An 11,776-nucleotide genomic window follows, 5' to 3' on the forward strand; every position below is an offset into this window, starting at 1 on the left:
CGGGTACGCCGTCCGGCCGGGCGCGCAGCGCGGCGGCGTCCAGCCGTACGGGTACCAGTACGGCGTCCTCGGCGCTGAGTCCGGCGTCGAAGGTGCGCAGACCCTGGGACGGGGTCAGCGGCGGCAGGCCGAGGCGGCGCAGCCGCTCCAGGTCGGCGGCGTCGATGCCGGCGCTCATGCCGCCGGAGCCGGACCACAGGCCGTACGCGAGGGAGACCGCGGGCAGGCCGAGTGCACGGCGGTGCGCGGCGAGGCCGTCGAGGAAGGTGTTGGCGGCGGCGTAGTTGGCCTGGCCGCCGCCGACCAGCAGACCGGCGGTGGAGGACAGCAGCACGAAGGCCGACAGGTCCTTGCCGCGGGTCAGTTCGTGCAGGTTCCAGGCGGCGTCCACCTTGGGCCGCAGCACCCGGTCGACCTTGTCCGCGTCCAGGGTGGCCAGCACACCGTTGTCGACGACGCCGGCGGCGTGCACCACGGCCCGTACGTCGTGCCCGTGCCCGTCGAGCAGCGCGGCCAGCTCTGCGCGGTCGGCGGCGTCGCACCGGGCGAGGGTCACCTCGGCGCCCAACTCGGTCAATTCATCGCCCAGTTCGGTCGCCCCCGGGGCGTCCGCGCCGCGCCGCCCGGCCAGCAGCAGGCGCCTTACGCCGTGCTCGGTGACCAGGTGACGGGCGATCAGGGCGCCGAGGCCGCCGGTGCCGCCGGTGATCAGGACGGTGCCGTCCGGGTCCCAGGCGAGCGGTCCGCCGGGCTTGGCGCGGGCCAGCCGCGGCACCCGTACCTCGCCGTCCCGCACCGCGACCTCCGGTTCGCCGGAGGCGAGGGCCGTGGCGAGAGCGGGGCCCGGGCCGGCGCTGCCGTCGCTGTCGACCAGCAGGAACCGGCCGGGGTTCTCGGCCTGGGCGGCGCGGACGAGTCCGTACAGCGGGGCGTGGGTGAGGTCGCCGGTGCGCAGGAGCACGGCCAGCCGACGGTCGGCACGGTGCTCGTCGGCCGGCCAGGTGCGCAGAGTGTCCAGGGTGGCGTTCACCCGGTCCCGTACCAGGGCGGGCAGGTCCGTTACGGCGTCGGGCGCGGTCGGTACGGCCAGGACCACCAGCTCGGGGACCTGGTCGGTGGAGGTGAGGGCGGCGAGGTCGGGGTACTGGGGCGCGTCGAGACCGGTGTCGGCGCGGTCGGCATCATCAAGGATTGCGCTGCCTAGGCCGCACACGGCCAGGGCGGGCATGGCGGCCGTGGCCGGGCCGGGTGCCGGGACGAGGTCGAGCCGGTGGAGCGGGTCGTCGCCGTCCCCGGCGAGCTGCTCGGCGGAGACGGGGCGGGCCACGAGGCTGCGCACGGTCGCGACGGGTGCGCCGGTGGCGTCGGCGAGGGCGAGGGTGACGGCGTCGGAGCCGGACGGGGACAGGTGGAGGCGCAGGGTGTCGGTGCCCGCCGCGTGCAGGGTGACGCCGCCCCAGGCGAACGGCAGCACGGCCTGGCCGCCGGGGAGGTCGAGCAGATTGACGTGCAGGACGGCGTCCAGGAGGGCCGGGTGCACGCCGAACGCGGCGGCGGTTGCGCGGGCGCTCTCGGGCAGGGCCGCCTCGGCGAACAGTTCGTCACCGCGGCGCCACATGGAGCGCAGGCCCTGGAAGACCTCGCCGTAGCCGTAGCCGGTGCGGGCCAGGCCGGGGTAGAGGCCGTCCAGATCGACGGGTTCGGCGCCCTCGGGCGGCCAGGCGGTCAGGTCCGCCGGGCGCGCCTCGTCGGCGGGTGCGGAGGTGAGGACACCGGCGGCGTTGCGGGTCCACGGGGTGTCCGGGGTGTCGGTGGTGTCGGCGCGGCGGGACCAGACGGTCAGCTCCCGGCGTCCGTCCCGTTCCCCGCCGACGGCGACCTGGACGGCCAGTGCGCCCTGCTCGGGAAGGATCAGCGGGGCGTGCAGGGTGAGTTCGCCGACGGTGTCACAGCCGCTGCGCTCCGCGGCCCGCAGAGCCATCTCGACGAAGGCGGTGCCGGGCAGCAGCACGGTTCCGTGTACGGCGTGGTCGGCCAGCCACGGATGGGAGGCGAGGGAGAGCCGGCCGGTGAGCACCGCTCCCCCGGTGTCGGGCAGTTCGGTCGCGGCGGTCAGCAGCGGATGGCCGGTGGCGCTCTGCCCGAGGCCGTCGGCGTCGCCGCTGCCGCCGCCGGTGGCCTCCAGCCAGAGGCGTTCGCGCTGGAAGGCGTAGGTGGGCAGAGCGGTGCGCCGGGCGTCGTGCGGGGCGAAGAACGCCGTCCAGTCCACGGCGGTGCCGGCCGCCTGCAGCCGGGCCACGGCCGTGACCAGGTCGCGTTCCTCGTCACCGTCCCGACGCAGCCCGGCGACGGTCACACTGTCCTCGGGCAGGCAGTCCGCGGCCAGGGCGGTGAGGGCCGCGTCGGGGCCGACTTCGAGGAACGTCCGTACGCCCAGCTCGTGCAGGGCGGTGACGGCGTCGGCGAAGCGGACGGCCTCGCGGGCGTGGCGCACCCAGTACTCGGGCGTGGACAGGTCGGCCGGGTCGGCGAGGGCGCCCGTGAGCGTGGAGACGATGGGGATGCGCGGCTCCTCGAAAACACACTGGGCGGCGACCTCGGCGAAGCCGGCCAGCATCGGCCGCATCAGCGGCGAGTGGAAGGCGTGCGAGACCTTCAACCGCTTGCTCTTCGCGAAGCGTGCGGCGACGGCGTCTACGGCGTCCTCGGCGCCCGAAATCACCACGGAGCGGGGGCCGTTGAGGGCGGCGAGGCCGACCCGGTCGTCCAGGTGGGGGGTGACCTCGTCCTCGGTGGCGCGCAGCGCGGCCATGGCGCCGCCCGCGGGCAGGGCAGCCATCAGGGAGCCGCGGGCGAGGACGAGCCGCACGGCGTCCGGCAGGGACAGCACGCCGGCGACATGGGCGGCGGCCAGTTCACCGACGGAGTGACCGGCCAGGTGGTCGGGGGTCACGCCCCAGGACTCCAGGAGGCGGTACAGGGCCACTTCGGTGGCGAAGAGGGCGATCTGCGCGTAGTCGGTACGGGTCAGCAGGTTGCCGTCGGTGTCGATCACCTCGGCGAGCGGCCGTTCCAGGCTCCGGTCGGCGAGTGCGCACACCGCGTCGAAGGCCTCCGCGTACACCGGGAAGGCCCGGTGCAGGGCCCGGCCCATGCCGACCCGCTGTGCTCCTTGGCCGGTGAACAGGAAGGCGGTCTTGCCGCCGACCGGGGTGAGCGGGGTCGCGGCGGCGAGCTGGGCGAGCAGGCCGGCGGTGTCCCGGCCGACTGCGACGGCGCGGTGCTCGAACTGGCCACGAGTGGTGGCCAGCGACAGACCGAGGTCGGCGGGGCGGGTGCCGGGATGCGCGTCGAGGTGCTCACGCAGCCGCCCGATCTGCCCGGCGAGGGCCTGACGGCTGCGCCCGCTGACGATCCAGGCGACGCAACTCCCCCCGCTCGTGGCCGGGTTGTCCCCGTCCTCGGCCGAAACCGGTTCGTCGGGCGCCTGTTCCAGGACGACGTGCGCGTTGGTGCCGCTGATGCCGAAGGAGGAGACGGCGGCGCGGCGGGGCCGGCCGGCGTCGGGCCACGGGCGCCGCTCCAGGGCCAGTTCGACGGCGCCCGCGCTCCAGTCCACCTGGTCGCTTGGGGCATCGACGTGGAGCGTCGGCGGAACCTCGCCGTTCCGCATGGCCAGCACCATCTTGATGACCCCGGCGACACCCGCGGCGGCCTGGGTGTGCCCGAGGTTGGACTTGACCGAGCCCAGCAGCAGCGGCTCCGCGCGGTCCTGGCCGTAGGTGGCGAGCAGGGCCTGGGCCTCGATCGGATCGCCGAGGGCGGTGCCGGTGCCGTGCGCCTCGACCACGTCGACGTCGGCGGCGGAGAGCCCGGCACCAGCCAGCGCCTGCCGGATGACCCGCTGCTGGGACGGGCCGTTGGGCGCGGTCAGCCGGCTGCTGGCGCCGTCGGAGTTGACGGCGCTGCCGCGGATGACGGCGAGCACGGGATGGCCGTTGCGCTGGGCGTCGGCGAGCCGTTCCAGCAGCAGCATGCCGGCGCCCTCGCCCCAGCCGGTGCCGTCGGCCGCCGCGGCGAACGCCTTGCAGCGGCCGTCCGGCGCGAGCCCGCGCTGCCGGCTGAAGTCGACGAAGGTCTCCGGTGTGGACATCACGGTGACACCGCCGGCCAGGGCGAGCGAGCACTCCCCCGACTGCAGCGCCCGCACCGCCCAGTGCAGGGCGACCAGCGAGGAGGAGCAGGCGGTGTCGACGGTGACCACCGGTCCCTCCAGGCCGAAGGTGTAGGCGACGCGGCCGGAGGCGATGCTGGCGGCGCTGCCGTTGGCGAGGTAGCCGTCGAGGTCGTCGGGGACGGAGGTGAGGCGGGTGGCGTAGTCGTTGTACATCACGCCGGCGAACACGCCGGTGCGGCTGCCGCGCAGGGCGGCCGGGACGATGCCGGCCCGCTCGAAGGCCTCGTGGGAGATCTCCAGGAGCAGCCGCTGCTGCGGGTCCATGGCGAGGGCCTCGCGGGGGCTGATGCCGAAGAAGTCGTAGTCGAAGTCGGCGGCGTCGTGCAGGAATCCGCCGGTGCGGGCGTAGGTCTTGCCGGTGGCGTCCGGGTCGGGGTCGTACAGGGCGTCCACGTCCCAGCCGCGGTCGGCCGGGAAGTCGGACACCGCGTCGGTCCCCGAGGCGACCAGGTCCCACAGGTCCTCGGGTGTGGTGACGCCGCCCGGGTAGCGGCAGCCGATGCCGACGACGGCGACCGGGCCGTGCGCGCGTTGCTCGTTCTCGCGCAGCCGTCGCCGCGCCTCTCGCAGGTCAGCGGTTGTCCGCCTGAGATAGTCGAGCAGTTGCTCTTCGTTAGTCACCAGCGCGCCATCCGATCGAGATCGAAGTGAGGGCCTCGGCCGTGCGGATCGTCTCCGGACGGTTTCCGGTCCGCTTCTCCTCCGCAGTCGGAGGCTAGGCAGGCACCGATGACGCAGGACACCCCTACAGCCCCCAGGGGCCCCTGCACGGGGTAAGGGGTCCTGGGGAACAACACACCTTCCGGCACCGGGAAGGCATGCGATGGCGCGCGACGACTCAGCGCCCATGCCGACGGGACGACGCCTCCGTCTGCGTCAGAGACAACGCCCTGGTCGCTCAGCCGGTGCCCTCGTCGCCGTGCAGGCGGGCGGTGAGCAGGGAGCGTTCGGCGGGGTTGGCGGTGAGGTGCAGGGCCTCGCGGTCGGCCGCGGCGGCCTCCTCCTCGCGGCCGAGGTCGCGCAGGAGTGCGGCCCGGGTGGCGTGGAAGAGGTGGTAGCGGGCCAGCCGGCCGGTGAGGGCCTCAACCTGGGCCAGTGCGGCGGCCGGGCCTTCGGTGTGGCTGATGACGACGGCGCGGTTCAGGCGTACGACCGGTGAGGGGTCGAGGGCCAGCAACATGTCGTAGAGCCGGAGCAGTTGGGGCCAGTCGGTCTCTTTCCAGCCGGGTGCCTCGCAGTGTACGGCGGTGATGGCGGCCTCGATCTGGTAAGGCCCGGTCCGCCCGAGCGAGGCGGCCCGCTCGATGAGGGCGGTGGCGCTGCGGATGCGCTGTGCGTCCCAGCGCGTGCGGTCCTGGTCGGCAAGCGGTACGAGCCGTCCGCCGGCGTCCAGGCGAGCGGGCCAGCGGGCCGCGTGCAGGCGGATCAGCGCCAGCAGGCCGAGGGGCTCCGGCTCCTGGGGCAGGGCGGCGGCCAGCAGCGCGGCCAGCCATTCCGCGTCGTCGACCAGCTCGCGCCGCACGCCCAGGTCTCCTCCGGTGGTGAAGCAGCCCTCGTTGAAGACCAGGTACACCACGCGCATGACCTGGGGCAGCCGTTCGGCGCGCTCCTCGGGTTCCGGCGCGCGGTAGGGGATGCCGGCCGTCGCGATCTTCCGTTTGGCCCGGGTCACGCGCTTGGCGAGGGTGGGTTCGGGCACCATGAACGCCCGCGCGATCTCGGCGGTGGTCAGGCCCACCACGGCACGCAGCGTGAGGGCGACCTGCGCGTCGGGGTCCAGGGCCGGGTGGCAGCAGGTGAAGATGAGCCGCAGACGGTCGTCGGGCTCGCGCTCGGCCGAGTCGGGCAGGGCCTCGATGCGGGCTGCGAGCTGTGGGAGCCGGTCCTTGAAGCGGGCCTCGCGGCGGATCCGGTCGAGGGCCTTGTTGCGGGCGCAGGTGAGCAGCCAGGCTCCGGGGCGCCGGGGCGGGCCGGTGCTCGGCCAGCGCCGCAGTGCCTCCACGACGGCCTCGCCGACCATCTCCTCGGCCAGGTCGAAGTCGCCGAGGAGGCGGACCAGGCTGGCGGTCAGCCGGCCCGCCTCCTCGCGGAAGACCCGCTCGATCAGTGACCGCGTGGCCTGGGCGCCGACCGGGTCAGCGCTCGACAATCGGACGCACCTCCACCTTTCCGTCGGGCACCGGGAAGCTCGCCGCCAGTTCCAGGGCGGCGTCCAGGTCGGGCACCTCGACGATCGCGTAGCCGCCGATCGCCTCCTTGGCCTCCAGCAGCGGGCGGTCGATCATGCTGGAGTGGCCCTCCTCGACCACGACCGTCGTCGCGGTCTCGGGTTCGCGCAGCTGGTTGGCCTCGACGATCGTCCCGTCGGCGCGGTGCTTGGTGAACCATTCCACGATCCCGTCGAACACCTCCGCGCGCTCCTGCTCGGAGCCCTCCTCCTGCCAGGCGCCGCGGGTCAGCAGCAGTACGTACTTCATGGTGTCCTCCTTGGTCGTCATGCTTGTCTCTACCTTCACGACGAACAAGCCGGCGCCGACGGGACAGGGGTCGCCGGTTCAGTCCACCGGGATGTCCTCGGGCAGGCCCAGCACCGCGGACACCTGGTGCCGGATGGCGGTGAGCGCGCCGTCCAGGGTGACCGTGGGGTCGCGCAGCATGAGACGGATGCCGTGGGCGTCGCTCAGGGGAGGACGAGCGCGCAGGGTTCGTCCACGTCGGTGGGCGTGAACTCGCCGGACGCGATCCCGCGTCGTACCGCGTCGGTCACCCAGGTGTGCAGCTGCGCGTACAGGTCCACGGCGTAGGTACGGGTGGCTTCGTCGCGCAGCGCCCGGACCCACGGGTTCGGGCCCGGCGACGGCGACGCTACGGCTGCTGCCGGACGGCCGCGGCAGGTGGCCGCTCTCGCAAGGCGCCGTAGCCGATGAAGTACGCGGGGATCCGGCGGACCCAGCGGGACTCGGCGAGCAGACGGGCCACGCGCCGGGCCCTGGCGGCGCTCCCGAGGGGCGGCCTGCCCTGCAGGACAGGGGCGATGAAGCGGGCGTGGGCCGTGCGCTGGAGGGCCTGGGTGGCGACGGTGGTGGGAAGGCGGCGGCGCTGCACCCGGCGTACGTCGCGCAGGCCCACGGTGCCCCGGCGCAGCGGCCCGGTGAGACAGCGGGCGGCGGCCACGGCGTCCTGCACCGCGAGGTTGATGCCGATGCCGAAGACCGGGGACATCGCGTGCGCGGCGTCGCCGATGCACAGCAGGCCGGGGCGGTGCCAGCGGCGCAGCCGGTCCAGGCGTACGTCGAGCAGTTTGACCTCGTCCCACGAGCGCACGGCGTGCACGCGGCCGGCCATCCAGGGTGCGGCGGCAGCGAACTGGGCCAGGAAGCGGTCGAGGCCGGCGGCGCGGCGCTCGGCGTCGGTGCCCTTGGGGATGAGCCCGGCGCACTGCCAGTAGTCGCCGCGGTCGATCATCGCGGTCAGGAAGCGGTCACCGGCGGCGCCGACGAGCCCCTGCGGGTCGTCTTCCCGGCGCGGCAGCCGGAACCACCAGGCGTCCATCGGGCAGGCGAAGCCGTGCAGTCCCAGTTCCGGCCGGGCGCGGGCCAGTGAGCCGCGGCCGTCGCAGGCGACGGTGAGGAGGGCACGCAGCTCGCCGGTGCGGCCGTCGGAGGTGCGGTAGCGCACCCCGGTCACCCTCCCGGACTCGATCAGGAAGTCGGTCGCCTCCGTGTTCATCCGCAGATGGAAGGCCGGCTCGCGCCCCGCCTCGTCCGCGAGCAGGTCCAGCAGGTCCCACTGGGGCACCATCGCCACATAGTTGTAGGGACCGGGCAGCACCGAGAGGTCTCCGACCGTGACGTTCGAGCGGCTTGTTCCGACCGGCAGCTGGACGGTGTGCACCCGGCGCTGCGGCAGCCGGGCGAAGCGCTCGGCCAGACCGAGGTCGTCCAGCAGCGCCAGGGTGGAGGGGTGGACGGTGTCGCCGCGGAAGTCGCGCAGGAAGTCACCGTGCTTCTCCAGCACCGTCACGTCGACACCGGAGCGTGCCAGCAGCAGGGCGAGCACCATGCCCGCGGGGCCGCCGCCCACGACACAGCACGTGGTCCGTTCCATGGCAGTGCCGCCCTTCACGAGAGCAGTAATTCATCGGTCGATGAATATTCTACTCCTTCAGGCGGCCGCCGACCTCCCCGGTGCCGCGCTGTCGCGATGGATTGGCGTGTTCGAACCGGTCAGGGGGACGCCCGTCCCTCCCTGCCGGACGGCGACGATCTCCGCCGCGATCGACAGGGCGGTCTCCTCGGGTGTGCGGGCGCCCAGGTCGAGGCCGATCGGCGAGCGCAGCCGGGCCAGTTCCGCCTCGGTCACTCCTTCCGACCGCAGCCGGCGCTCGCGGTCCTCGTGGGTGCGGCGCGAACCCATCGCGCCGATGAACGCCGCCGGCATGCGCAGCGCCGCCTTCAGCAGCGGCACGTCGAACTTCGCGTCGTGGGTGAGCACGCACAGGACCGTACGGGCGTCGGTCCCGGTGCGGCTCAGGTAGCGGTGCGGCCAGTCGACGACGACCTCGTCGGCATCGGGGAAGCGGTGCCGCGTGGCGAACACCGGGCGGGCGTCGCAGACGGTCACGTGGTAGCCGAGGAACTTCCCGGCCCGGGCCAGCGCCGACGCGAAGTCGACCGCACCGAAGACGATCATGCGCGGGGGCGGCACGTTCGACTCCACCAGCAGGGTGACACCGGCGGGGCAGTGCGAGCCTCCCCCGGACTCCGTCCGGGGGGACCCCCGTCTCGCTCCGCTCGCCGAGAGGTCCACGGCGCCGGTGCGGCCTGCCTCCAGCAGGGCGCGGGCCTCGGCCGCCGCCGTCCGGTCCAGGTCCGGGTGGCCGCCGAGATCACCCTCGTACGTGCCGTCGGACCGGACCAGCAGGGCACGCCCGAGCAGTTCGGCCGGGCCGCGGGCGACCCGGGCGAGGGCCGCCGGCTCGTTCCGGGCGGCGGCCGAGAGAGCCGACGCCAGGACCGTCGCCGCCGGCCCGGCGACGGGCGTGATCAGGACCTCGATCGTCCCGCCGCAGGTCAGTCCCACGGCGAAGGCGTCCTCGTCGCTGTAGCCGAACCGTTCGAGCACGCTCGTTCCAGTCCGCAGCGCCTCCCGGCACAGGTCGTACACCGCGCCTTCCACGCAGCCGCCGGAGACGGAGCCGATGACGGTGCCGGCGCTGTCGACCGCGAGGGCGGCGCCGGGACCGCGCGGTGCGCTGCCGCCGACCGCCACCACGGTCGCGACGGCGAACTCCCGGCCCTCCTCGATCCAGCGCCGCAACTCGCCGGCCAGGTCAAGCATCCGGTGCTCCCGCGGCGGCCGACAGGACGCGGTCCGGCCGGATGGGCAGGCTCCGGTGGCGTACGCCGGTCGCGTGCCAGACCGCGTTGGCTACAGCGGCCGCGGCGCCGACGATGCCGATCTCGCCGATGCCCTTGATGCCGACCGGGTCGTCGGGGTCGTGGTCCTCGATCCAGTCGGCCTCGATCCGGGGTACGTCCGCGTGCGTCGCCACGTGGTAGCCCGCGAGGTCGGCGCCGACATGGCCGCCCGAGGCGCGGTCCCGGACGGCCTCCTCGTGCAGGGCCATGGAGATGCCCCAGATCATGCCGCCCAGGAACTGCCCGCGTGCGGTGAGCGGGTTGACGATCCGGCCCGCCGCGAAGATGCCGAGCATGCGCCGCACGCGCACCTCGCCGGTGGTGACGTCCACGGCGACCTCGGCGAACTGGGCGCCGAAGGAGTGGCGTTCGGCGGGCGCGAGGGCACCGATGGCCGCGGCGGTGTCGGACCGTACCGTGATCCCCTCGGGCGGGATGTCGGCGCCGAGGGCCAGCCGCTCCAGCAGTTCGCCGGCGGCGGTCTTGATGGCCCAGGACCAGGAGCGGGTGCCCATGGAACCGCCGGCGATCATCGCCGGTCCGAAGTCACTGTCCCCGATGCGCACGCGGACCCGTTCCGGCGCCACCCGCAGTGCGTCCGCGGCGACCAGGGTCAGTGCGGTACGGGCCCCGGTGCCGATGTCGGCCGCGGAGATCCGCACGGTGAAGGTGCCGTCCGGGTGCGCGGTCGCGGTCGCGGTGGACGGCGCGGCGCCGGACGGGAAGGAGGCCGCCGCCGTACCCGTACCGAGCAGCCAGCGGCCGTCCCGGCGCAGCCCGGGGCGCGGGTCGCGGTCCGCCCAGGCGAACCTGCGGGCACCCTCCCGGAAGCAGGCGGCCAGATTACGGCCGGCGAACGGCAGGCCGGAGACGGGCCCCTTGTCGGGTTCGTTGCGCAGGCGCAGCTCGATCGGGTCGATCCCGCACTTCTCGGCGAGTTCGTCCAGCGCCGCCTCCAGCGCGAACGACCCCGGCGCCTCACCCGGGGCACGCATGAACGTCGGGGTCGGCACGTCCAGCCGCACGACACGGTTGGCGGTGTGATGGGCATCGGCGTCGTACATCACCCGGGCCACCGCGGCGCTCGGTTCGATGAACTCGTGGACCGTGGAGGTCAGGCTGAGCGAGCGGTGCTCCAGGGCGCGCAGCCGTCCGTCGGCGTCGGCGCCGAGCCGGACGCGCTGGGTGGTGGGGCTGCGATAGCCGGCCAGCGAGAACATCTGTCGCCGCGTCAGGACGACTCGTACCGGCCGCTGCAGGACGGTCGCGGCCATCACGGCGGCCACCTGGTGGGCGCGTACCCCCTTGCTGCCGAAGCCGCCGCCGACGTGTTCGGAGCGTACGCGGACGGCGGACGGATCGAGCGAGAAGAGGTTGGCGAGCTCGCCGACGACCCAGGTGGCGCCCTGGTTGGAGTCGATCACTTCCAGGCGGCCGCCGTCCCAGCGGGCGGTCGCCGCGTGCGGCTCCATCGGGTTGTGGTGCTCTTCGGGGGTCGTGTACTCGGCGTCCACGACGATGGCCGAGGAGGCCAGTGCGGCGTCCAGGTCGCCCTTCTCCGTCACCGCGGGCAGATGGCCGTCCACCGGGTAGGCGTCCGGGTGCTCGCCGCCGAACTCGACGTCGTGGGGCTCCTCTTCGTAGTGCACGACGAGCGCCTCGGCGGCCTCCCGGGCCTGTTCGGACGTCTCGGCGACGACCAGCGCGACCGGCCAGCCGAGGTGGGGCACCTGGTCGTGCTGGAAGACGGCGATGGTCGGATCCGGGCGCATGCCCATCAGGCCGGTGTAGTCGGTCTCGACCCGTGGGGCGTTGCGGTGGTCCAGGACGGAGAGGACGCCCGGCATGGCGAGAACGGGCTCGGTGTCGAGGGCGCGGATGCGGCCGCGGGCGACCGTGGACAGCACCAGCCAGCCGTACGCGAGGCCGGCGAAGGGCACCTCACCGGCGTAGCGGGCCGCTCCGGTGACCTTGTCCCGGCCCTCGATGCGGGTGTGCGCGGTGCCGACGGAGGGCGTCCGTACGGGCACCCCGGTGGTGACGGTGGTCATCGTGCGGCCTCCTCGGCGAGTTCGGACAGGACGGCCACCACGAGATTGCGGATGAGGTCCACTTTGTA

Annotated in this window: 6 protein-coding genes; all 6 read right to left on the reverse strand. The window is 74.1% G+C overall.

Features of this window, described 5'->3' with window-relative positions; all coding sequences use genetic code 11:
* Positions 1-4,858 (reverse strand): type I polyketide synthase (locus M878_RS52690; protein ID WP_023544523.1); only part of this gene is annotated, 4,858 nt, incomplete at its 3' end.
* Between the two features lie 277 nt (positions 4,859-5,135).
* A complete protein-coding gene (locus M878_RS52695; protein WP_023544524.1) occupies positions 5,136-6,386 on the reverse strand; it encodes an RNA polymerase sigma factor in 1,251 nt (416 codons plus the stop codon).
* On the reverse strand, positions 6,373-6,735 hold the full coding sequence (locus tag M878_RS52700; protein WP_023544525.1) for a YciI family protein: 363 nt from the start codon (positions 6,733-6,735) through the stop codon (positions 6,373-6,375). The genes M878_RS52695 and M878_RS52700 overlap by 14 nt, the downstream gene beginning before the upstream one ends.
* 367 nt (positions 6,736-7,102) lie before the next feature.
* The gene (locus M878_RS52710) at positions 7,103-8,344 is read right to left on the reverse strand and encodes an FAD-dependent oxidoreductase (protein ID WP_031223786.1); all 1,242 of its coding nucleotides are present in this window, start codon (positions 8,342-8,344) and stop codon (positions 7,103-7,105) included.
* Between the two features lie 57 nt (positions 8,345-8,401).
* On the reverse strand, positions 8,402-9,577 hold the full coding sequence (locus tag M878_RS52715) for an XdhC family protein (RefSeq protein WP_023544529.1): 1,176 nt from the start codon (positions 9,575-9,577) through the stop codon (positions 8,402-8,404).
* Complete coding sequence (locus M878_RS52720) at positions 9,570-11,708, reverse strand: xanthine dehydrogenase family protein molybdopterin-binding subunit (protein WP_023544530.1); 2,139 nt, start codon at positions 11,706-11,708, stop codon at positions 9,570-9,572. The genes M878_RS52715 and M878_RS52720 overlap by 8 nt, the downstream gene beginning before the upstream one ends.
* Between the last annotated feature and the right edge of the window lie 68 nt (positions 11,709-11,776).

The sequence above is a fragment of the Streptomyces roseochromogenus subsp. oscitans DS 12.976 genome (assembly GCF_000497445.1).
Taxonomy (GTDB): Bacteria; Actinomycetota; Actinomycetes; order Streptomycetales; family Streptomycetaceae; genus Streptomyces; species Streptomyces oscitans.

Excerpts from the sequence above, each read along its gene's own strand:
- M878_RS52715 (WP_023544529.1), bottom strand. The coding sequence starts at position 9,577 with ATGCTTGACCTGGCCGGCGAGTTGCGGCGCTGGATCGAGGAGGGCCGG.
- M878_RS52710 (WP_031223786.1), bottom strand. The coding sequence starts at position 8,344 with ATGGAACGGACCACGTGCTGTGTCGTGGGCGGCGGCCCCGCGGGCATG.
- M878_RS52720 (WP_023544530.1), bottom strand. The coding sequence starts at position 11,708 with ATGACCACCGTCACCACCGGGGTGCCCGTACGGACGCCCTCCGTCGGC.
- M878_RS52700 (WP_023544525.1), bottom strand. The coding sequence starts at position 6,735 with ATGACGACCAAGGAGGACACCATGAAGTACGTACTGCTGCTGACCCGC.